Raw genomic sequence first — 21,509 nt, 5'->3', positions numbered from 1 at the left:
ATATTATGACGCGATGGGGCGGGCATGGGCGCTCCGAAGATGAGTATGGATGCAGGGCTTTATGCAGGTGCGGTTATTTCGCGACACCAATATCCGTATTGGGATAGGCGATGCCCAACTGTTCCAGATAGCTGCTATATTTGGCGGGATCATAATAATATTTCTCCAGCTCCGGCCGCATCCGGTCCATGATTTCCTTGTTCAGGTGGATGGCCGGCTTGTCTTCTGCCGTCAGCACCGGGTCATATTTCTGGTCCTTGGTCTGGACGTTGGTGAAATAGGCCTTGGCTTCGCTCACCAATGTCGGCGTTGTCATGATGTCGAGGACGGTCATGGCCACTGCCTTGGCCCCCGCGACCGCGCCCTTGTGCGCGATGGGCGTCGCCATCGCGATCGCCGACGTGACATTATGGCCGATCATGCTCGGAATGTTGGACGGAAAACGGATGGTGATGGTCGGCACCGTCCACATGATGTCGCCAATGTCATCGGACCCGCCGCCGTTCGATTTGCCGCGCGATTCGGGTGTGGAAAGTGCGCTGACCTTGTCCTCCAGCGGCTTGATCTCCAACTTGTTGGCCTCCTGCGCCGCCTTGGCGAAGGCCTGGTCCTGCGCGGTCCATTTGGGCATCCCGACCATCTGGATATTGGCATAGGCCGCCTCGGCCAACGGCTTGTTGCCGAAATTGGGCGCGGCATAGCCCAGGATGCGGCGGGTGACGGTGGTGCCGGTCGCCTTGGCCGCCGCGTCTGCGATCTCGCTGCCGGTTTCGTAGAGCTTGCGGATCGAATCGAAGGTCTGTTCGCGGAAATAATACCAGACGGTGGCCTCGCCCGGCACGATGTTGGGCTGGCCCCCGCCATTGGTGATGACATAATGCGAACGCTGGGTGATGGGCAGATGCTCGCGGCGCATGTTCCAGGCGATGTCCATCAGTTCGACGCCGTCAAGGGCGCTCCGCCCGGCCCAGGGAGCGCCAGCGGCGTGCGATGTCTTGCCGTGGAAATTATATTCGACCGACACCATCCCGTTATTGCCCATCTCGCCATAGCCGGTGCTGAAGCCCGAACCGACATGCGTGAAGATGGAGGCGTCGACATCCTTGAACAGGCCTGCGCGGACGTAAAAGGCCTTGGTCGCCAGCAATTCCTCCGCAACGCCCGGCCACAGCATCAGGCGACCCTTGATCCCGCGCTTTTCCATCACATTCTTGGTCGCGATGGCGGCGGCCACGATGAGCGGCATACCCGAATTATGCCCTTCGCCATGGCCCGGCGCACCTGCGACCATCGGCTTGAGCGTGGGCGATCCGGGATATTGGGAAAGGCCTAGCAACCCGTCCACGTCCGAGCCTAGTGCGACGAGTGGACCACCTGTGCCCCAGGTTGCCGTCCAGGCCGACGGGATGCCCGCCACGCCCTTGGTAATGGTGAAGCCATTTTTTTCCAGAATGGCGGTCAGATAATCGGCTGTCTTGAATTCCTGAAAGCCCGGTTCGGCGAAGCTGAAGACGCTATCGACCATTTCCTGCACCAGCTTGGCTTCCCCGTCGATCGCGGTCGCGACTTCCTTCTTCAGCGCGGCGGGTGCCTTGGCGGCGGCGGGCAGGGCGACGGTGACGAGCATGGTCGAAACCAGCAGGGCAGCAATCGACTTGCCGGGCAGCGATGGGGCGGCGGATTTCAGCATCACGAATATCTCCCGAACGGACGGATTATGTATTTGGTACGGTCGACGGCGCGGGCCGCCGACCGCAAGAGGCAGGTCAGATGGACAGGCGCACGCCCATGCGGAACACGCGGCCCAAAACGTCGTAGAGGGCGCGGTTTGTCTGCGGATAAGCGGGCGTGTTGTTGCCCGTCGGGCCGATGCCGACCAGCACCGGATCCTTGTCGAATATGTTGCGGACCGACAGGAACAATTGCGTCTTCGATCCGCCCATTTCGAAATTATAGCTCGCGTTAAGGTCGAAGTAGAAAGCGCCCTTGATCTTGTTCAGGTTGATCGTGCGATTGTCGGCGGTCGAAAGCGGGCAGGCGGTGTCGCAGACGACATAATTATTGTTGTACACGCCGCTGGACACGCCGCGCGCAACGCCCTGGATGCTAAAGCCTGCGTCCATGTCGTATCCGGCGGTGAAGCGATAGGTCCAGTCGGGCAGGCCGCCAGTGTTCTGGCCGGCCGCGTCCGTCGTTGCGGTGACGCCATTGTCCAGTTTCAGTTCGAACGCCTTGCTGACTAGCGCGCGCAGCGTCATGTTGCCGGGACCGACCTGCCTGCGATAGCTGGCTTCGATGTCGATGCCGCTGGTTTTTTCGGTCACAAAGTTGGTCGGCTTGATTTCGATGCTGGTGATGGCCAGCCCTGGGGTGACGACGCCCCGCCCGCCGCTGGTCGATATGGCGGTACAGGCCAGCGCAATATTTTGCAGATAGCATTGATCCACCAGCGTCTGCGCCACCAGGGAGGAGATCGACCCGTCGATCTTGATATTATAATAATCCACCGACATGGCGAAGCCCGGCAGGAAGGTGGGCGTCAACACGACGCCCGCGCCATAGGTCTTGGCGATTTCGGGTTGCAGGGTGGGGTTGCCGACGGTGGATTCGTTGAACTGGTCCGCGCGCACCGTCGCGCCACTGGGGACGTTGACCGTGTTGGTACGCCCGGTGCCGGGTGCGAACAATTCGCTCAGATTGGGCGCGCGAATGTCGCGGGACACCGTGCCACGGAACTTGATGTCGTCCATCGGCTGCCAGGTCAGGCCCGCTTTCCAGGTGTTGACGCTGCCCGACGTCGAATAATCGGTCATGCGAAACGCGCCGTTGAAATCCATGCCCCGGAATATCGGGACGATGGTTTCGAGATAGGCTTCCTTCACATTGTATCGGCCGATCGTGGGCAGATAATTGCCATAGATCCAGGTGCCAGTCGTGACCCCGTTCGATACGATCGGCTGGAACAGGCTATCGACCGATCCGGTCACCGATTCCTTGCGATATTCGCCGCCGAACGCGATCGAGATCGGCCCGGCCCACAGGTCGAGCAGATTGTTGGTCGAAAAATTGATCGCCGCCACTTCCTGCTTGAGGTCTTGCTTACGCAGCGGCTGGAGACCGTTGTACAGCACATAGTCGATCGCCGCCGCCGATGCGCCATTGGTGCCGATGCGGTTGAGCGGGACGCAGCTTCGATCATTATTGTTCGCATTGGCATCCACATTGATGCGGCAGACGATCGTTCCGGGGGCATAGCCGCCGTTATTGCCCGCCGCCGCGACGACCGCATCGGTGGCGCTTGCCATGCGCGCGATGTTCCATGCGTTCGTCAGCAGTTCGCTCGTCTTGGTCTTGCCAAGCTGATAATAGGCGTCCCAGGTCCAGTCGCTCGACGCGACCGAAAATTCGCCGCGTCCGCCCGCGACATAACGGAACACCTGCCGCGTATTGTCGCTGCCCTGCGGCGGCAGGAAGATGTGGCTGGTGCCGATCTGGACCGACGTCAGGTTGTTGGCGACCATCGCCGCTCTTACGCTGTCAGGCAAGAAGGCGTTGTCGCGCTGGATGGCGACGCCAACGGTCGGGGTCTGCTGATAGAAGCTCTGGCCGTTATAGCGGCTGTAGGAAAACTGGCCGAATATTTCGATCAACGGCGAAAATTCATAGCTCAGGCGACCAAAGGCGCTATGCCGCTTTTCCGACGGCAACAGCGTCGCGCTGCCGCGATGTCCCTTGGTGGTGATGTCGGTGTCGCCGCCGATCATCCACTGCCCGCTGGTCGCACCGAAATTGAGCTGGTTGACCGACGCTTTGCCAGTGGTCGGGTTGATCGACCCGAAATAGGTGCCGCGCAGCGGGCCTGTGCTGATGAGGCCGCCGGGTGTGAACTGGCCGGTGCCGATGCCCGCCTCGACGATATATTCGGGGACGCAGGGCGTATTGAGCGATGCCGCATCAGTGCAGCGCGCGCCGCTATAGGCCGGGTTGTTGGCCAAGAAATAACCGTTGTCGTTCCAGTCGCGATCGATCGACTGGATCCCCGCCTGCTCGAAATATTCACCCGATACCAGGATATGCCCCTTGCCATCGGCAAAGGATTTCCCGCCGGTCGCGTTGAACTTGTAATTCTTGCCGTCGTCGCGGGTGGTGACGCCATATTCATATTCGGTCTTGAGGCCGGTGAAGTCGCGGTTGAGGATGAAGTTGACCACGCCCGAAACGGCGTCCGAACCATAAGCGGACGATGCGCCGCCGGTCACTACTTCGACTCGCTCGATCAACGCCTGCGGGAATGTGTTCACGTCGACCTGGCCGGTCGTGGTGGATGTGACGGAGCGTTGGCCGTCGAACAACACGAGCGTGCGGTTCGCGCCCAGATTGCGCAGGTTGACGCTGTTGATGCCCGCCGCGCCGTTGCTGAGCGAACCGTTGGAAGAGGCCGCCGTGCCGCTGCCGCGCACCGCAGGCAGGGTGTTGACGAAATCGGAGATGTTGGCCGGCGCTTCCGCCTTCAACTCCTTGGTGCTGATGATGCTGACGGGCGTCGGCGCGTCATATCCGTCGCGGACGATGCGCGATCCGGTGACTGTGATGTCGCTCGAACTGTCGGGCGCGGTCGCCTGCTCGTCGGGCAGGGACGCGGCGGTCTGCGCCGTGGCGATTGCCGACGCTGCGCACAGGGCTGCAGCGCAGGCCGTTCCCAGTAGCCGGCGCGCGCGTCGGCTGGATGCGTGACCGATATGGTCGGATTGCGTGATGTTCATGTGTGACCCCCCTGTTGCTACTGCCCCCAGGCCTCCACGCACCTCTTCCATATATTATTGTTATTATTATATTTTATACGTCTATATTGCCTTATTTGCGACCCGAAGGTTCTTGTTGGTAATCCCTCGCAGACAGAAACGAAGCCGGCTTCGTCAATCCACTATCGCCCCTTCGCCCATTTCTTGCGCACCATCGAGACTAACAGAAATTCTGTTGCGATTTCTGCTAATTTGTCGCAATTTTTACTAAGAGATTTTTAATATCCATCAAAAAATGAAGGATTCCTGATGTATTCCAACAATCCTTCCCTAGATTCCGTTGATTATCGAATCCTCAAGGCACTGTCGGAGGATGGGCGCGCGTCCGACGTGTCGGTGGGGGAACAGATCAACCTGTCCAGCACGGCGGTCGCACGGCGGCGGCGGATGATGGAGGAATCAGGCGTGATCGACGGCTATACCGCCCGTCTCAACCTGCGCGCGCTGGGTTTCAGCGGGGTGGTGATGGTAATGATCGAACTGGTGTCGCAAGCCGAAAATGTCCTGAACGAATTTGAAAAGGAGGTGGTCAAATGCCCTTCCGTCTCCTTTTGCGGCTTCGTGTCGGGGGACACCGACTTCATGCTGATGATCCATGTCAGCTCGCTCGACGAATATGATTCCATTTATCGAAAGGAATTGTCGACTCTGCCTCATGTCGCGAAGATCAGGAGCAGCATCATCCTGCGCGAAGTCGCGCGCCGCGCCAATGTGCCAATCCTGTTCGAACGGCCGACAGTCGGATCGCGATAGCGGATTGCGGTGTGTTGCGCGTTTGACAGATGCAGGGGATCATCCTGGTCGCCCATGGCTGGGGGAGTCGCACATGGCTGCAAGGGGTCCACGTTCAGTTTCACGCGCACACAGCCAAGCGGTCCACGCCGCCGGGGCGATGGCGCTGGCCCTGATCGCGCTCGGCGGCACGGCTGGCGCGGCTCCGGCTGGACCGGCAGTGGCCAGCAACGCCGCCGCGACGACCCAAATGGACGGCTTCATTCCGCTGCGCTGGGACGCAGCTAAGGGGCGGATGCTGCTGGAAATTTCGGCCTTCGATCAGGACATTCTCTATTATGTCTCGGCGGCGACAGGCGGCGGCTCAGTGGAGTTGCCGCTGGACCGGGGCGTCATGTACAGCGCGGTCATCCGTTTCCAGCGGGTCGGGGCCAAGGTGCTGGTCACGGAAATCAATCAGGATTACCGCTCGCTGGGTGGCGATAGCGCTCACGCGCTGGGCGTTGCGGAATCCTTTCCGACCTCGGTTCTGGCGGCATTGCCGATCGAATCCGACGCTGGGGGCAAGGTGGTGGTGGACGCCACCACGCTATTCATGCGCGACGCCGCCAATATCGAAGCGACTTTGAAGCGTGCCAATCAGGGAACATATAAGTTCGACGCCGCGCGCAGCAGTTTCTACCCTGCCCGGACCAAAGCCTTTCCAGACAATAGCGAGATCGAGACGGTAGCGACTTTCACGGGCGATGCCTCCGGCGCGCTGGTCCGCAACACGACGCCCGAACCGCGCGCGATGACGATGCGGATCCATCACAGCTTCCTGCGCGCCCCCATGGGCTATACCCCGCGCACGGGCGATCCGCGCATCGGCGTCAGCACGATGAAGTTCCACGATTATTCCAGGCCGTTCAGTCAAGGCCCGGAAACCGAGTGGATCACCCGCTGGCGATTGGAAAAGAAGGATCCGTCCGCCGCGATGAGCGAGCCGGTCAAGCCCATCACCTTCTATTTCGATCCCGCCATTCCCGGTCCGATCCGCCATGCGATGAAGGCTGGCCTGCTATGGTGGAACAAGGCGTTCGAAGCGGCGGGGTTCGTCAATGCGATCCGCGCGGAGGACGCGCCGGTCGATATGGACCCGATGGACATACGCTATGCCTATGTCCTGTGGATCAACCGCGACGAACGGAGTTTTTCGAGCGGCGGCACCTATCGCGATCCGCGCACGGGCGAGATCATCGGGTCAAAGACACGGATGGACACCCACCGCATCCGCACGATCGGCAATTATTGGGACGCCTATATGGCCGGGTTGCCCGCCGATGGCAGCGGCGTGACGGTGGCCGACCCCAGCCTGCTGACGCCCGGTGCCATGACCGACATGCCTGCGGGCCAGCGCGACATGGTGCTGCTGCGTCAGGCGCTGCTGACGGCGCATGAATTGGGCCATGCTGTCGGTTTCGGGCATAATTTCGCCTCCAGCCTGAACGACCGGGCGTCGGTGATGGAATATCCAACGCCCCGCGTGAAGGTGGTCGACGGCAAGCTGGACATCAGCGAATCCTTCCAGAAGCAGATCGGTGCCTATGACATGGCGATGGCGCGCTATGCTTACAGCGTCTTTCCCGCTGCGCAGGAAAATGCGGGCCTGAACGGGGTGATCGCGGACATGCGCGGGCAGGGACTGCTCTATGTGCCGGATACCGATCCGCGCTGGACCTGGTATGACGACCGGGCGACGCCGACCGAAAATCTGACTGAAGCGATGGCAGCCCGCAAGATCATGATCGCCCATTATGGTCCCGACATGTTGTCGCCCGGCGAACCGATCGGGTCGCTGCGCAACGGGCGGTTATGGATGGCCTATCTGCACCACCGCTACGCGATAGAATCGGGCCTCAAATATGTCGGTGGCCTGTATGAGAATATCGTGGTGAAGGGCGAGACGATCCCGCCCACCGAGTTCGTACCTGCGACCCTGCAACGCGATGTGCTGGGCCTGCTGATGGATGCGATCGAACCGGCCAACCTGACTCTGCCCGAAACACTGCTGGCCCAGTTGACGCCCGATCCGGGCAATAATCTCGAAGATCTGTCGAGCGACGATGCGTTCGACCAGCTTAAAGCTGCGCGCATCCTGTCGGCGCTGGTGCTGGAACCATTGTTCGAGGGCAAGCGGGCGACGCGGATGATTGCCTTGGCCGCGCGCAGGCCCGACACATTGACGCTGCCCGAAATGGTGGATGCGGTGATGGCGCACAGCTGGGGCGCGCCGCGTGACGCCGATGCGCAGGGACAGGCGCTTCGCCGGGTGACGCAGCGGGTGGCGCTGGAATCGATGATGATCCTGGGTGGCGACGCGACAGCATCGGCCGACGCACGCGCCTATATCACCGAACGACTCGTCCAGCTTGCAGGCGACCTAAAGACACGCAAGGATGCCGATCCGATCACGACGGCCCATTACCGGCAGGCCGCGCGCGACATCGCGCTATATCTGGAAGACCCGGTCGCCCATGCGCCCAAATCCTCCTCCTCGCCCTGGGGCAAGGGGCCGCGCTCGCGCTTCCCGATGCCGCCAGGCCCCCCGCTCGGAGGCTGAGGCTCAGGTCGCGCGCGCAGTTGCGATGCGTTTGTCCAGATCGCTTCTGGCGCTGTCCATCGCTGGATCGTAACATGCCTTATAGTCGCGCTTTTCGTAGAGTTCGCGCGCGCTGTTGATGTCGCAAACCTGCTTGAGAGCATAGCGTATGCGGCTCTCGGCGCGGTCCACGGCGCGATCGTGACGCAGGTTCAGGTCCGCCAGCGCTACGGTGATGCTGCGCGTTTCGCCGCGATATTCGCCCGTCACCAGCATGTCGTTGCCGCCTGACCGCGCAGTTGCGGCCATCGGTAGCAGAAGCGTGGCCAGCGCCGCGCCCATCAGGGGGTTCTTCAACATCCTCTCATCCTTTTATTATCGCCTCTTTGGGCATCATCTAGATAGGCTTTCGAGTGAACAAAGGGAAGGCGTAACCCCGGAAAGTAGCGGATTCTGGTCAGCGTTCGAGCCTACCGACCGTGACGAGGCCAAAGGCTACGCCGTCGCCCGCCGTCGTCCGCCAACTGCCGCCAGCGTTCACCGATCCATGGAAACATAGCTGCCAGCACGCCCGAAGCGCGCCTGTCCGGGACGGCAAGGCATCCAATGCTCGTGGCCGGGCGCGCGTGCAACATCCTGATTTGAAGATCACATTCTGATACTCTCCGGGAGAGTATTTTGGTGACCCCTACGGGAATCGAACCCGTGCTTCAGCCGTGAGAGGGCCGCGTCCTAACCGCTAGACGAAGGGGCCATAGGACCGCGTTGGCGGTCGGTAGGGCAGGGGGTGCGCTCTACGCAGCGGGTATACACCCGTCAAGCAAAACTGCCGTTCCCACGCCGCCCATAAAAAACCACCCCATGCAATGCACGGGGTGGCCTAGGTTCAGGGAGGAGACACCTCCAATGAAGGAGGCATCCATACGACACACCCGAAAGGGGGGCAGGTGCATCGCATGATTGATAGATAGGGCAGGCACCTTGGCCTGACAAGGGGGGTGCCATGCCCGATCCATCAATTATTTTAACCGCTTCGGGTCAATTTCTCATTCAGGCATTTGCAGCTTCGACCGCCGGCTGTGCGGGCAGGGCGATCGGTCCCTTGCCCTGGCTGACCTGCGCTTCGAAAATATCGCGCATCAGCTGGAGCGAGAAAAGATGCGCATAGACCAGCGCCAGCAGGCCGCTCTGGTTCATCTTGCGCAGCTGGTCGCCGCGCAGTTCGCGCAGCTTTTCCTCATTCACCATGCGGAAACCGCGATAGACGAAGGGCTGGTCGGCGATTGGCGTCTGGATCGACACTTCGCCGTCCATGAACAGGTCCAATTCCTGCAATTCGCGCACGAACTGGCCGGTGCGGGCCGCTGCCTGCTCGAAATCCTCGCAGAATTTCAGCACGCCCTGCGTCAACTCGCTCGGCTTGCCATCCGCAAACAGCGCTTCGCCGTCCTCGAACGTGCCGATCGCCGGGCTGGTAGGGTCAAAGCACAGCGACAATTCGTCCGAATCGGGGCGCAGCTTGGCCAGCATCCAGGGATAACGGCGGACATAGGCCGGGACATAGGCCGGGCCACGCAGCTTGCCTTCGTCATCGACGAAGATGTTGACGCCTTCGTTCAGGCCCATCAGCGCCAGCGGCACCGAATCCTGTCCCGCCGAAAAGATGATCGGCACGAACCGCTGCGCCGTCACAAATTCGTCGATGGTCAGCGGAATGGCGTGCTGCGTCGTCAAAAACGGTGCGGAATCGACCGCACGGCTACGGAAGTCGATATGATCCACGCTGCTGAGCGGCAGCAGGTCGTTGTAAAAGATCGGCAGGTTGTTCGCGGGCGCGCTGGCCATGATCCGGGGTCCATTCTGTCATTGAAGCGGTGCTTGAGATGCGCGCCGCCGGGCGTAAAACTGGATGAGGGCGATAAAGACCTAGCGCGGGCTAGGCAATTGCTTTCGCTCGTGCGCTTATCCCTGCGTCGTTTCGTGGGGCAGGGGGATCAGCTTGCCCGGATTGAACAGCCCATGCGGGTCGAACGCTGCCTTTATCGCGCGCATCGCGCCGATCCGCGCCGGTTCCGCCAGCCGTCCCAGTTCGGCGCGCTTCATCTGACCAATGCCATGTTCGGCCGATATGGAGCCGCCCGCCGCCACGACCGCGTCATGGACGAAAGCATTGATCGCCTGCCCCTGATCGGCGATCCAGCCCGGACCATCGCTGGTCCCCTTGGGCGCGCGGACGTGGAAATGGACGTTGCCATCGCCCAGATGCCCGAAAGACGAAGCCGTGGTGCCGGGGAAGCGCGCTTGTGCTGCCTGCGCCGCCTCGATCATGAAGGCGGGCATCCGCGCCACCGGCACGCTGATGTCATATTGCAGCGCCGGACCCTGCGCCTTTTCCGATTCCGACAGCGATTCGCGGATCCGCCAGAACGCCTCGGCCTGCGCCTCGTTCGCGGCAATCGCAGCGTCGATCGCAATCCCCCGTTCGAACGCCAGCGCCAGCGCACCCTCCAGCCGCTCGCCCGGCCCCGGATCGCGCAGGTCGCCATGATCCACTTCGATCAGCACATGCCAGGGCGTGCGCGTGGCTATCGGGCTGCGCGTGCCGTGAATATGCCCCAGCACGAAGCCCAAAGTCTCGTCCGCGATCACCTCGAACCCTTCGACGCTGTCGCCCAGTTCCGCCTCCGCCAACCGCAGCAGCGCCAGTGCGTCGGCAGGCGAAGCGACACCGACCCAGCCGACCGCCCGCGCGGCGATCGCGGGGACCAGCCGCAATGCTGCTGCCGTCACCACGCCCAGCGTCCCTTCCGCGCCGATCAGCAATTGCTTGATGTCGTAACCGCGATTGTCCTTCTTCAGCGCATCCAATCCGTTGAAGATGCGCCCGTCAGGCAACACCGCCTCTATACCCTCCACCAGCGCGCGCATCGTGCCATGGCGCAATACCTGCGTGCCGCCCGCATTGGTCGACACCAGCCCGCCGATCGTCGCTGAACCCTTGGCCCCCAGGCTCAATGGAAAGCGCCGCTCTGCCGCTGCCGCTGCGTCGTGCAGGTTGCTCAGGATTACGCCTGCCTCACAGATCGCCAGATTGTCGTCGGGCGACAGGCTGCGGATCCGGTTCATGCGCCGCAGCGACAGGATCAGCGCCGACCCGTCGGCAGGCGGCGTCGCCCCGCCCACCATCGACGTATTGCCCCCCTGTGGCACCAATGCGATGCCCAGTTCCGCCGCCAGCGCCACGGTCGCGGCCACTTCCTGCACATCGGCAGGCGACAGGATCGCCGCCGCCTTCCCATGAAAGCGCCCGCGCCAGTCGCTGGTCCATGGCGCAATATCTTCGGGATCGGTGACGACGCCCTTGGGGCCAAGCAGCGCCATAAAGCGCGCGATATTATCCTGTCCGATCATGGGACGCACCTATGCCCCGGAATTCATCGACGGTTCAACCATATCGCGATAGCGTGCCTTTCCCAAAAGGGGTCTGATTTGTTCCATTCCGTCCTGTTGCCCATGTCTTTGCTCGCTGCGCCTGTCGGGGAAACCGTGCAATGGGCGCAATTATCGATTCAGCAGCGCGTCATCATTCGCGTCCCATCGGTGCGCAAGGGGAAGGCGCCCGCCCGAATCACGCCCGATTCGGGGCAGGCATGGGATGAGAAAAAGGGGCCGCGCTGCGTTGCCCTGCGCTCCATCCGCGCCGCCAGCATCGTGGTGCATAACGGCGTCGATCTCATTCTGGCCGACCAGCATCGCTATCGCGCCCGGCTGGAAAAGGGGTGCGATGCGGCAGGCTTCTATTCAGGCTTTTATGTGGAACCCGACAGCGACGGGTCGCTCTGTTCGGGGCGCGACGAATTGCAGGCGCGCAGCGGCACCAGTTGCGCCATCGACAGCTTCAAGCGACTGGTCGCTGCCGAACCAGACGATTGAACCATCATGCGGCACCGGTAAATGGCGCGATTTCCTTGACAAGCGGCCAATATTTCCGCAATGCGCGGCGGATTTCCGTTCGCTATGATGCGGGCCGGAAAAACCTCCTGTACCGGACCATTGAATGACTTTTGCCGATCTCGGCCTTTCCGACGAATTGCTGCGGGCCGTAACCGAATCCGGTTATGACACGCCCACCCCTATTCAGGCGCAGGCAATTCCTTCCGTCCTGATGATGCGCGACATCATCGGCATTGCCCAGACAGGGACGGGCAAGACCGCCAGCTTCGTGCTGCCGATGATCGACATCCTCGCCCATGGCCGCAGCCGCGCACGGATGCCGCGCTCGCTCATATTGGAGCCGACCCGCGAACTCGCGGCCCAAGTGGCGGAGAATTTTGAGAAATACGGCAAATATCACAAACTCTCCATGGCGCTGCTGATCGGCGGCGTTTCCATGGGTGATCAACTGGCTGCGCTCGAAAAGGGCGTGGACGTGCTGATCGCGACGCCGGGCCGCCTGATGGACCTGTTCGGCCGTGGCAAGATCATGCTCAACGGCTGTTCGCTGCTGGTCATCGACGAAGCCGACCGGATGCTCGACATGGGCTTCATCCCCGACATCGAGGAAATCTGTACCAAGCTGCCCGCGCAGCGCCAGACCTTGCTGTTTTCGGCAACGATGCCCCCGGTCATCAAGAAGCTGGCCGACAAATTCCTGTCCAACCCCAAATCGATCGAAGTCGCGCGCCCCGCCAGCGCTTCGATCAACATCACCCAGCGTCTGGTGAAGGTCGAAGCGCGCAAGAAGCGCGATGTCCTGTCCAAAATGCTGGGCGAAGCCGACGTCACCAGCGCGGTCATCTTCTGCAACCGCAAGACGACGGTGCGGGACTTGAACAAGAGCCTGCAACGCGACGGCTTCAGATCGGGCGAAATTCACGGCGACATCGACCAGGGTTCGCGCATCGCCGAACTGGAACGCTTCCGCGCCGGCACCGTCAACATCCTCGTCGCGTCGGACGTCGCGGCGCGCGGGCTGGACATCAAGGGCGTCAGCCATGTGTTCAACTATGACGCGCCCTGGCACCCGGACGATTATGTCCACCGCATCGGCCGCACCGGCCGCGCGGGCGCATCGGGCGTCGCCTACACCTTCGTCACCGAAGCGGACGCCGAAGCGATCGACAATATCCAGAAGCTGATCGGCACGAAGATCGAAGTCGTCGGCGCGGCCGAAGTCGTCGCCTCCGCTGCACCTGCGGAAGAAGCACCGCGCCGCGCGCCGCGTGGCCGCAAGCCTGCTGCCCGCGCGGAAAAGCCGGTTGCGGATCGGCCGGTCGCGGAACAGCCCGCCGTCCAGCCTGTCGCTCAGGAAACGCGCGAAGAAGCCCCCGCCGCCGAACGCCCCCGCGCCGATCCCCCGCGCGAGGAACAGTCGCGCCAGCAACGCCCGCGTGAAGATCGTCAGGAACGTCCCGCCGCCGCCCCGCGCCGGCAGGAAGCCCCCGCCCGCGCGCGCCGCGACGACCGTCACGATGACGGCCCGGACGAAGGCTGGAACGGTCCCGTCCCCGAATTCCTGAACTTCGGCTTCACGGAATAACCGCGCGCCTATCCTTCTCTTTCGAGAGAGAAGGGCAGGCGCCCGGCCTCATCGAAAGTCGAACGACGCTGAATGCCAGAGGAATCGGCACCTTCCACCCGTCATCCCGGCGGATGCCGGGATCTCTCTGCCTAAATCGCTGTCACTGAAGAAATATGGGATGGCATCGTCCACTGGCATGACGGCTGGGGGCTTGGCACATGCGCCTCACAACAGCCCCTTCGCCCGCATACTCACATGCCCCTGCGCGCCGATGATGATATGGTCATGCACGCCGATGTTCAGCCGCTTGCCGGCCTCGATGATCTGCCGCGTCACATCTATGTCCTGACGGCTGGGTTCGGGCGATCCGCTGGGGTGGTTATGCACCAATATGATCGCCGCTGACCCAAGGTCGATCGCCCGGCGGATCACTTCCCGCACATAGATGGCCGCCTGGTCGATCGACCCGTCACCCATATTCTCGTCGCGGATCAGCATGTTGCGCGCGTTCAGATGCAGCACGCGCACGCGCTCCACCCCCAGAAACGCCATGTCCGCGCGCAGATAGTCGAGCAGCGCCTGCCAACTGGCCAGCACCGGCCGCGCGGCGACTTCGTTGCGCAACATCCGCAGCAATGTCGCCTGCACTATCTTGATCGCCGCGATGCTGGTGTCGCCCATGCCCGGCACCCGGCCGATCGCTTCCCAATCGGCCGTCATCAATCCGCCGATGCCATCAAATTCGCGCAACAGCGCCTTGGCCAGCGGCTTGGTGTCCCGCCGGGGAATCGCCAGCGCCAGCAGATATTCGATCAGTTCATGGTCATGCAGCGCCTCACCGCCGCCTGTCGCCAGTTTCGCGCGCAACCGCGCCCGGTGTCCCACGCCATCCTGCGTGATATTCGCATCCCGTTCGGCCAAAGCTGATCCCCTGTTGCGGCCCCCCGAACGCTACAATCCTACGCTATAAGTTGCGGAATTTCCCGGCAAGGATATTTACGGAGCCTCAGACGTTATGCACCCGTTACGGACTGTAACGTCGCACAAGAGCCGGGGTTGGCGATAGGCATGGAAGATCAGGACGGCGAAACGGCGGTTCGCCGGGGTTGGCTGCGCTGGCTGGGGGTCGGCACGGGTTCGCTCGCGCTGGTGCTGGCGGGGTTGTGGACGCAACGCGCGCCGATCGCGGAAAATTTCGTCAGCCGCGAACTCAACCGGCGTGGGGTGCAGGCCAGTTATGATCTGGTCGATCTCGGCCTGCGCACTCAGCGTATCGAAAATATCGTCCTGGGCAATCCCGCCCGGCCCGACCTGACGGCGCATTGGGTGGAAGTCGACATCGCCTTTGCCGGCCTGACGCCGCAGGTCGCGGCGATCCGGGCCGGGGGCGTGCGCCTGCGCGGATCGCTTCATGACGGCGTGCTGGCGCTGGGCGAACTGGATAAATTCAGCGACCCCGATTCCACCGCACCGTTCAGCCTGCCCGACATTTTCCTGTCGCTCGCCGATGCACGGCTCAGCCTGTCCACGGACGCGGGACCGTTGGGGATGCAGATTGATGGCACCGGCAATATCGCGTCCGGCTTCCGGGGTAATGTCGCCGCCGCCATGCCGCAGGCGGCGCTCGCCGGGTGCATCCTGACCCGCCCGACCGGAATGTTCGACATCGCCATGCGTCAGGGGCAGCCCCATCTGACCGGCCCCGCCCGCGCAACGGCGCTTGCCTGCCGCGCGGGCGCGACCACGCTGGCGGCCCCCGCCGCCACGATCGACCTGACGCTGGGCAAGGCGCTGGATCGTTGGACCGGCCATGCCGACCTGACCGGCGACGCGCTCCGGTCCGGCGGCGTCCTGCTCGCCGCGCCGACTGGCCGGATCGATTTCGACGGCACCAGCGCCACGACGCAGGGCCGCGCCCGCATCGCAGCGCGCACCCTGTCGGGCAATGGCGCGCTGGTCGAACAGGCCGACCTGTCGGGCGCATGGGCGATCAAAGGGGCGGACGCGACCTTCGACGGGCAGCTATCAGGCCGCAATCTGCGCATGACCGGGCGGGATCCGCTTGCCGCGCTGCGCACATCGACGGCGGCTACGCCCGTCGGCCCACTCGCCGCGCGCCTCGCCGATGCCGTGCGTCAGGCCGGAACCGACAACCGCTTCGACACGCGCTTCGCTTTCGCGCAACGCGGGGCAAGCGGTGGCCTGATCCTCACCGACAGCCGCTTTGCCGCGCGTAGCGGCGCGCAGGCGGGCCTGTCGCCACAGGGCCGCATGACTCTCGCCTGGCCCGGCCGCGCCGGGGCCGCGCTTGATTGGGCGCTCGACGGCGCGCTCACGACGCAGGGCGGCGGCCTGCCCGAAGCGGCACTGCGCCTCGCCCGTCGTCCCGGCGGCGGCTTTGGCGGGCAATTGTTCGTCGCGCCCTATGTGGAGGGCGACGCCCGGCTGGCGCTCGATCCTGTCCGTTTTACCGCCGACCGGGGCGGCGCAACACGATTCGCCACGTCGCTGCGGTTGGACGGTCCCTTGCCCGACGGTCGCCTGCGCGGCCTCAGCCTGCCGGTCGAAGGAACGCTGGCTCCCAATGGCGCGCTGGCAATCAACCGCCGCTGCGTCCCGCTTTCCCTGCTAGAAGCCCGTTATGGCAGCTTCGCCATTGGCCAGACGCGCCAGACGCTCTGCCCGCTCGACGGCGGCGCTCTGTTCGCCATGAACGCCCAAGGCATCAGCGGCGGCGCAGACATTCAGAAACTCGCGCTCATTGGCCGCAATGGCGACAGCCCGCTGCGCCTCACCGCCGACCATGCCCGTATCGCGCTGGGCCGGACGGGCTTCAGCCTCGCCAACCCGGCCTTGTCGCTTGGCCCGCAGGACGCCCCCGTGCGCCTGTCCGCCGCCACGCTCGACGGGCGCATGACGGCGCAGGGTTTCGCCGGGAAACTGGCCGGGGCAGGGGGCCAGATCGGCACTGTCCCGCTGATCGTCGAAAATGGTGCAGGCGACTGGCGCTTCATCAGGGGCGCACTGTCCCTGAGCGCGGCCATGACGGTCCGCGATTCGCAAGGGCCAGCCCGGTTCGAGCCACTCGCCGTCCCCGATTTCGCCCTGACCCTGAAAGACGGCGCCATCGCCGCCACCGGCACGCTCGCCGCGCCCGGCAACGGCGCGACCGTGGCCCGGGCCACCATCGCGCATCAACTCTCGACTGGCCGGGGCCATGCCGACCTTGCCGTCCCCGGCCTCCTGTTCAATTCCAGGCTTCAACCCGAAGACGTCACCAAATTGGCCAAGGGCGTCGTCGCCAATGTGGCTGCGACAGTGACGGGGCAGGGGCGAATCGACTGGACCGGATCAAATGTCACGTCCACTGGCACCTTCCGCACCGACAATGCGAATCTCGCTGCGGCCTTTGGCCCGGTGCAGGGGCTGTCGGGCGAAATCCGTTTCACCGACCTGATCGGCATGGTCACCGCGCCGGGGCAGGAAGCGCGAATCAAATCGGTCAATCCGGGCGTGGGAGTGCGCGACGGCACTGTCCGCTACCGCCTGGAGGCCGGGCAAAAGGTGCGAATCGAGGGCGGCGGCTGGCCCTTCTCCGGCGGCAAGCTCGACCTGTTGCCCACCACCATGGATTTCAGCGCGGATGTTGACCGTTACATGACTTTCCGCGTCATCGGGCTGGATGCGGGCGCCTTCATTCAGGCGATGGAACTGGACAATATCTCCGCCACCGGCACCTTCGATGGCATCATGCCGCTGATCTTCAACGCGCAGGGCGGGCGGGTCGCGGGCGGCGTGCTGGTCGCCCGGCAACAGGGGATGCCCGCACTCATTATGCCCGAAGGCGTACTGCCCTCGATTCCCTGCGACCCCACCCGCCAGTCGGGCGTGCTGTCCTATGTCGGTCCGGTGTCGAACGAGCAGGTCGGCGTGATGGGGCGGATCGCCTTCGACGCGCTCAAAGACCTGCAATATAAATGTCTGACAATCCTGATGGATGGCGCGCTGGACGGCGAAATGGTCACCAACGTCGTGTTCAACGGCGTCAATCGCGGCCAGCTCGGCGGCGCACCGGCGGGCCTTGCGCGCAATTTCGTCGGCCTGCCCTTCATTTTCAACGTCCGCATTTCCGCGCCGTTCCGGGGACTGCTCGGCACCGCCCAATCCTTCATCGACCCGACCCAGACCATCCGCGACGAAATCGGCAAGCAGACGCAGGAAAAGATGCGGGCGCAAGCTGCGCAGGGGCTTGCGGTTCAGCCTGCGGAAAGCGACAAGATGCCAACAAAGGGGCAGCCATGACAAAAAGACCGATCCTCATCGCAGGCCTCAGCCTCTTCGCACTGGGTGGCTGTATCCAGGTGAAGGCGCCCGACCGGCCGATCGAAATCAACCTGAACGTCAAGGTGCAGCAGGAAGTGGTCGTGCGCCTGCAACGCGACGCGCAGGATCTTATTCAGAATAACCCGGAGTTGTTCCCGCAATGACACGCAAGATGATCCTGTTCGCCGCCGGTGCCGTCGTCGCGCTGGCCACCGGATTTGCCATGACAGCGCCTGCGCGCGCGCAGACCGGCCCCGTCGCTGCCGCCATGGCGGCCGGGACGGTGGGCGAACAGGCCGATGGCTATCTCGGCATCGCCGGGACGGTAAGCGCCGACGTGCGTTCCGAAGTCGAATCGATCAACATCAAACGCCGCGCCGCCTATACCAACCTTGCCAGCCAGCGCGGCGTCACGGTGCAGGATGTCGCCGCCGCCACCGGGTGCCAGACGCTCAGCAGCCGGGTAAAGCCGGGTCAGGCCTATCGCATCGGCGCAGGCGCGTGGCAGACAAAGGGCGGCGACGCCATCGCCCTGCCATCCTATTGTGCGAACGCTGGCTGAATTACCTTCTGGCGGACTTTTCTCGTTCCTTCGTCCGGGGGGCTATTCTTATGCCCCAACCATGGTTGACTATCGGCAATCCCCTTTCTAAACGGGCCGCGCCTTGACGGGTGCAGCCGCAAGCGCCATGCCGCCTGCCATATGGGGTCAAACCCGGATGGAGGATGAACATGGTTGCGGATGGACCCGGACAGGACCCGGCGGGGGAGGACGCGCGCATCACGTCTCTTGAGGAGCGGATCGCGCGCGCCGAACATGTCGAAAAGGTCAGGCAGGGGGCTACTGAGCAAGCGGCGGACGATGGGTCTCGCCTCGGCAACAGGGTTCTTGCGGAACTGATCGGCGGTCTTGTCGGTGGTGCGTTGATCGGCTGGGTTCTTGACCGGCTGCTTGGCACATCCCCATGGCTCCTGCTTATGTTCCTCGGTCTTGGTATCGTGGCGGCGTTCAGGAACATCATCAGATTGACGACGACGAAGCGTCCTCCACAATAGGGGCGCTTTTATCTTAGTCCGATTAAAGACGTTACAGGGGTCCAGCGTGGCAGAATCCGGCAAAATCGATCCGATGCACCAGTTTGCGATCGAACCTCTGTTCGGTACGGATCATCTGTCGATTGGCGGTTTCAACATCGCCTTCACCAACAGCGCGCTCTATATGGTGCTGGCCGCCGTCGTGCTGTGGATCTTCGTGATCGGCGGCATGAAGCGCGAACTGGTCCCCGGTCGCTGGCAGATGGCGGTGGAATATTTCACCGGCTTCATCAAGAATCTGCTGATCTCCAACGTGGGTGAGGGTGGCAAGAAGTACATCCCCTACGTCTTTTCGCTGTTCATGTTCATCCTGCTGGCCAACCTTCTGGGCCTGCTGCCGCTGGGTCTGGTCGGGCTTCACCCTTTCACCTTCACCAGCCATTTCACGGCCACTGGCGTGCTGGCGATCATGAGCTTCTCGATCGTCCTGATCGTCGGTTTCGCCAAGCATGGCTTCCACTTCTTCTCGCTCTTCATCCCGCACGGCACGCCCGTCGCGATGGTGGTGCCGCTTTTCTTCATCGAACTCGTCTCCTTCATGGTGCGTCCGTTCAGCCTGGGTCTGCGATTGTTCGTCGCCATGACCGCCGGACACGTCCTCTTGAAGGTGCTTGCGGGCTTCGTCATCAACAGCGCTAACGCTTCGCCCGCTCTGGGCCTGACCGTCGGCACCGCCAGCTTCATTCTGATGATCGGCATCAGCGCGCTGGAAATGCTGGTCGCGGTCATCCAGGCTTATGTGTTCGCGCTGCTGACTTCGGTCTATCTCAACGATGCCGAAAACCTGCACTGAGTTTTACCTGAGTTCGTCAACATTATCATTATTCTAACGAAGGAGTTTACGACATGGACGCAGAAGCCGCAAAGCTGCTCGGTGCTGGCCTGGCCGCCATCGGTGCGGGCATCGCTGCCCTGGGTGTGGGCAACGTGTTCAGCGCGTTCCTCGAAGGCGCGCTGCGCAATCCGGGTGCCGCTGATGGCCAGCAGGGTCGTCTGTTCATCGGTTTCGCTGCGGCGGAACTTCTGGGTCTGCTGGCGTTCGTTATCGCCATGATCCTGGTGTTCGTGGCCTGATTTAGTGGAGCGGGCAGGGCGGCCGATGGTCGTCCCGCCCGCTCTCCTCCCATGACAGCGCCCTGATCGGACGGATAGATATGCCTCAAATCGCGCAAATTGCCGAAACCTACTCCAGCCAGATTTTCTGGCTGCTGCTGACCTTCGGCTTCGTCTTCTTTGTCATCGGCCTCGGCATGGTGCCAAAGGTTCAAGGCACGGCGGACGCGCGCGACGCGAAGATCACCGGTGATCTGGACGCTGCCAAGGCAGCTTTCGCCCGCGCCGACGAAGCGGAGGCCGACTATCGGGTCCGCGACACGGCCAGCCGCACCGCTGCCCAGGCGACGCTGGCGAAAGCCAAGAGCGACGCTGCCAAGGCATCCGAAGCGCAACTCGCCATCGCCGATGCGCAGGTCGCGGCCAAAATCGCCGAAGCCGAAGCCCGTATCAAGGCCGCGTCCGACGCGGCTCTGGCAGAAATCGAAACCGTTGCCGCCGACGCGGCGCGCGACATGGTGGCGCGTATTTCCGGCGTGGAAGCGTCGGACGATGCGGCCCGCAACGCAGTAAAGGCAGCACTGGCCCATGGCTGAGGCAGCAGCACAGCATTCGGCGGAAACGCCCCCGACGCTCGATCAGGCGATCCATGCCGAAGGGCTGGAGCCGGTCGGCGCCGTCGCGCATGAAGGCGTGGCCCCGCATACCGACCCACAAGCTGTCGGCATGGACGCCACGGCCTGGGTCAGCCTGGCCATGGCCGTGTTCATCGGCATCCTGCTGTTCAAGAAAGTGCCTGCCCTGATCGGCGGCGTACTGGACGGCCGGATCGCGCAGATCCGCGAACAACTGGCCGAAGCCTCGCGGCTCCGTGCCGAAGCCGACGCGCTCAAGGCGGAATATGAAGCGACACTGGCCGCTGCGGTCGGTGAAGCCGACGCCATGCGCAAGTCCGCCGAGCATGAAGCCGAAACGCTGATCGCCGACGCAAAGGTGAACGCCGAAGCTCTGATCGTCCGCCGCCAGAAAATGGCCGAGGACAAGATCGGCGCTGCCGAACGCACCGCCGTCGCCGCCATCCGCACCCGCGCCGTCAACGCCGCAACCACGGCCGCTACGGTCCTGATCGCGCAGGGCCATGATGCGAAGGCGGACAAGGCACTGGTCGATGGCGCGATCGGCCGTCTGGGTACGATCAACTGATCGCACCGCGCCAGAGACAATGAAAAAAGGGCCGGGCGCAATCCCGGCCCTTTTTCGTTGGCGGCACGAAAATCCTCCCCTGCAAGGGGAAATGGCGACGCGAAGCGTTGACGGAGGGGTGTCACCCTCTCGATAGCGCGACACTCCCGGCCTGGCCTGCGGCTATCCCCCCTCTTGCAGGCAGGACTATCACATATGA

At 63.1% G+C, this 21,509-nt stretch carries 18 protein-coding genes and 1 tRNA gene; 12 read left to right on the top strand and 7 right to left on the bottom strand.

Going from position 1 to position 21,509, the window contains the following annotated elements:
- Window positions 1–73: 73 nt before the first annotated feature.
- Window positions 74–1,690 carry an amidohydrolase gene (locus SPBM01_RS07865; RefSeq protein WP_188065612.1) on the bottom strand — a complete coding sequence of 539 codons (1,617 nt, stop codon included), beginning with the start codon at window positions 1,688–1,690 and terminating at the stop codon, window positions 74–76.
- Between the two features lie 76 nt (window positions 1,691–1,766).
- Entirely contained in the window at window positions 1,767–4,763 is a 2,997-nt protein-coding gene (locus SPBM01_RS07860) for a TonB-dependent receptor domain-containing protein (protein ID WP_188064846.1), read from the bottom strand.
- Between the two features lie 288 nt (window positions 4,764–5,051).
- Between SPBM01_RS07860 and SPBM01_RS07855 the strand changes: the two genes are divergently transcribed.
- Window positions 5,052–5,555 (top strand): Lrp/AsnC family transcriptional regulator, encoded by a 504-nt coding sequence (locus SPBM01_RS07855; RefSeq protein ID WP_188064844.1) that lies wholly within the window; start codon window positions 5,052–5,054, stop codon window positions 5,553–5,555.
- A gap of 73 nt (window positions 5,556–5,628) precedes the next feature.
- The gene (locus tag SPBM01_RS07850; protein WP_188064842.1) at window positions 5,629–8,136 is read left to right on the top strand and encodes a zinc-dependent metalloprotease; all 2,508 of its coding nucleotides are present in this window, start codon (window positions 5,629–5,631) and stop codon (window positions 8,134–8,136) included.
- Between the two features lie 3 nt (window positions 8,137–8,139).
- On the opposite strand, the gene SPBM01_RS07845 is transcribed toward SPBM01_RS07850, so the two are convergent.
- From SPBM01_RS07845 to SPBM01_RS07830, 4 genes are all read right to left on the bottom strand, one after another.
- Window positions 8,140–8,475: a UrcA family protein gene (locus tag SPBM01_RS07845; RefSeq protein ID WP_188064840.1), complete on the bottom strand. Its 336-nt coding sequence runs from the start codon at window positions 8,473–8,475 to the stop codon at window positions 8,140–8,142.
- A 319-nt stretch (window positions 8,476–8,794) separates the two neighbouring features.
- Window positions 8,795–8,869: transfer RNA gene (locus tag SPBM01_RS07840), tRNA-Glu, on the bottom strand.
- Between the two features lie 296 nt (window positions 8,870–9,165).
- A complete protein-coding gene (locus SPBM01_RS07835; RefSeq protein ID WP_188064838.1) occupies window positions 9,166–9,960 on the bottom strand; it encodes a SapC family protein in 795 nt (264 codons plus the stop codon).
- A gap of 117 nt (window positions 9,961–10,077) precedes the next feature.
- The gene (locus SPBM01_RS07830; protein ID WP_188064836.1) at window positions 10,078–11,526 is read right to left on the bottom strand and encodes an FAD-binding oxidoreductase; all 1,449 of its coding nucleotides are present in this window, start codon (window positions 11,524–11,526) and stop codon (window positions 10,078–10,080) included.
- A gap of 78 nt (window positions 11,527–11,604) precedes the next feature.
- On the opposite strand from SPBM01_RS07830, the gene SPBM01_RS07825 reads away from it, so the two are divergent.
- Window positions 11,605–12,048: a hypothetical protein gene (locus SPBM01_RS07825; protein WP_188064835.1), complete on the top strand. Its 444-nt coding sequence runs from the start codon at window positions 11,605–11,607 to the stop codon at window positions 12,046–12,048.
- Window positions 12,049–12,172: 124 nt separating this feature from the next.
- The gene (locus SPBM01_RS07820; RefSeq protein ID WP_188064833.1) at window positions 12,173–13,654 is read left to right on the top strand and encodes a DEAD/DEAH box helicase; all 1,482 of its coding nucleotides are present in this window, start codon (window positions 12,173–12,175) and stop codon (window positions 13,652–13,654) included.
- A 207-nt stretch (window positions 13,655–13,861) separates the two neighbouring features.
- On the opposite strand, the gene radC is transcribed toward SPBM01_RS07820, so the two are convergent.
- Window positions 13,862–14,557, bottom strand: a complete 696-nt coding sequence (radC, locus tag SPBM01_RS07815) for a RadC family protein (protein WP_188064832.1) — start codon at window positions 14,555–14,557, stop codon at window positions 13,862–13,864.
- Window positions 14,558–14,704: 147 nt separating this feature from the next.
- On the opposite strand from radC, the gene SPBM01_RS07810 reads away from it, so the two are divergent.
- The 8 genes from SPBM01_RS07810 (at window position 14,705) to SPBM01_RS07775 (ending at window position 21,310) form a co-directional block, all read left to right on the top strand.
- On the top strand, window positions 14,705–17,938 hold the full coding sequence (locus SPBM01_RS07810) for a YdbH domain-containing protein (RefSeq protein WP_188064830.1): 3,234 nt from the start codon (window positions 14,705–14,707) through the stop codon (window positions 17,936–17,938).
- Window positions 17,935–18,123, top strand: a complete 189-nt coding sequence (locus SPBM01_RS07805) for a YnbE family lipoprotein (protein WP_188064828.1) — start codon at window positions 17,935–17,937, stop codon at window positions 18,121–18,123. The genes SPBM01_RS07810 and SPBM01_RS07805 overlap by 4 nt, the downstream gene beginning before the upstream one ends.
- Window positions 18,120–18,521: a YdbL family protein gene (locus SPBM01_RS07800; protein ID WP_188064827.1), complete on the top strand. Its 402-nt coding sequence runs from the start codon at window positions 18,120–18,122 to the stop codon at window positions 18,519–18,521. Before SPBM01_RS07805 ends, SPBM01_RS07800 begins: the two co-directional genes overlap by 4 nt.
- Window positions 18,522–18,691: 170 nt before the next feature.
- On the top strand, window positions 18,692–19,015 hold the full coding sequence (locus SPBM01_RS07795) for an AtpZ/AtpI family protein (protein ID WP_188065611.1): 324 nt from the start codon (window positions 18,692–18,694) through the stop codon (window positions 19,013–19,015).
- A gap of 46 nt (window positions 19,016–19,061) precedes the next feature.
- A complete protein-coding gene (locus SPBM01_RS07790) occupies window positions 19,062–19,847 on the top strand; it encodes a F0F1 ATP synthase subunit A (RefSeq protein WP_188064824.1) in 786 nt (261 codons plus the stop codon).
- A 53-nt stretch (window positions 19,848–19,900) separates the two neighbouring features.
- Window positions 19,901–20,128, top strand: coding sequence for a F0F1 ATP synthase subunit C (locus SPBM01_RS07785; protein WP_006961951.1), 228 nt, complete (start codon window positions 19,901–19,903; stop codon window positions 20,126–20,128).
- A gap of 80 nt (window positions 20,129–20,208) precedes the next feature.
- Window positions 20,209–20,703 carry an ATPase gene (locus tag SPBM01_RS07780; RefSeq protein ID WP_188064823.1) on the top strand — a complete coding sequence of 165 codons (495 nt, stop codon included), beginning with the start codon at window positions 20,209–20,211 and terminating at the stop codon, window positions 20,701–20,703.
- The gene (locus tag SPBM01_RS07775; protein WP_188064821.1) at window positions 20,696–21,310 is read left to right on the top strand and encodes a F0F1 ATP synthase subunit B; all 615 of its coding nucleotides are present in this window, start codon (window positions 20,696–20,698) and stop codon (window positions 21,308–21,310) included. Before SPBM01_RS07780 ends, SPBM01_RS07775 begins: the two co-directional genes overlap by 8 nt.
- Window positions 21,311–21,509 lie beyond the last annotated feature (199 nt).

The sequence above is a fragment of the Sphingobium sp. KCTC 72723 genome, assembly GCF_014280435.1.
Classification (GTDB): Bacteria; Pseudomonadota; Alphaproteobacteria; order Sphingomonadales; family Sphingomonadaceae; genus Sphingobium.
Note: the sequence above shows the minus strand (reverse complement) of the source record. Positions and strands in the feature narration are given on the sequence as shown.

What these genes read in the sequence shown, in the direction of transcription:
- SPBM01_RS07860 (WP_188064846.1), bottom strand. Translation starts at nt 4,763, where the DNA reads ATGAACATCACGCAATCCGACCATATCGGTCACGCATCCAGCCGACGC.
- SPBM01_RS07830 (WP_188064836.1), bottom strand. Translation starts at nt 11,526, where the DNA reads ATGATCGGACAGGATAATATCGCGCGCTTTATGGCGCTGCTTGGCCCC.
- SPBM01_RS07785 (WP_006961951.1), top strand. Translation starts at nt 19,901, where the DNA reads ATGGACGCAGAAGCCGCAAAGCTGCTCGGTGCTGGCCTGGCCGCCATC.
- SPBM01_RS07845 (WP_188064840.1), bottom strand. Translation starts at nt 8,475, where the DNA reads ATGTTGAAGAACCCCCTGATGGGCGCGGCGCTGGCCACGCTTCTGCTA.
- SPBM01_RS07820 (WP_188064833.1), top strand. Translation starts at nt 12,173, where the DNA reads ATGACTTTTGCCGATCTCGGCCTTTCCGACGAATTGCTGCGGGCCGTA.
- SPBM01_RS07850 (WP_188064842.1), top strand. Translation starts at nt 5,629, where the DNA reads ATGGCTGCAAGGGGTCCACGTTCAGTTTCACGCGCACACAGCCAAGCG.
- SPBM01_RS07865 (WP_188065612.1), bottom strand. Translation starts at nt 1,690, where the DNA reads ATGCTGAAATCCGCCGCCCCATCGCTGCCCGGCAAGTCGATTGCTGCC.
- SPBM01_RS07810 (WP_188064830.1), top strand. Translation starts at nt 14,705, where the DNA reads ATGGAAGATCAGGACGGCGAAACGGCGGTTCGCCGGGGTTGGCTGCGC.
- SPBM01_RS07855 (WP_188064844.1), top strand. Translation starts at nt 5,052, where the DNA reads ATGTATTCCAACAATCCTTCCCTAGATTCCGTTGATTATCGAATCCTC.
- SPBM01_RS07795 (WP_188065611.1), top strand. Translation starts at nt 18,692, where the DNA reads ATGGTTGCGGATGGACCCGGACAGGACCCGGCGGGGGAGGACGCGCGC.
- SPBM01_RS07775 (WP_188064821.1), top strand. Translation starts at nt 20,696, where the DNA reads ATGGCTGAGGCAGCAGCACAGCATTCGGCGGAAACGCCCCCGACGCTC.
- SPBM01_RS07835 (WP_188064838.1), bottom strand. Translation starts at nt 9,960, where the DNA reads ATGGCCAGCGCGCCCGCGAACAACCTGCCGATCTTTTACAACGACCTG.
- SPBM01_RS07800 (WP_188064827.1), top strand. Translation starts at nt 18,120, where the DNA reads ATGACACGCAAGATGATCCTGTTCGCCGCCGGTGCCGTCGTCGCGCTG.
- SPBM01_RS07805 (WP_188064828.1), top strand. Translation starts at nt 17,935, where the DNA reads ATGACAAAAAGACCGATCCTCATCGCAGGCCTCAGCCTCTTCGCACTG.
- SPBM01_RS07780 (WP_188064823.1), top strand. Translation starts at nt 20,209, where the DNA reads ATGCCTCAAATCGCGCAAATTGCCGAAACCTACTCCAGCCAGATTTTC.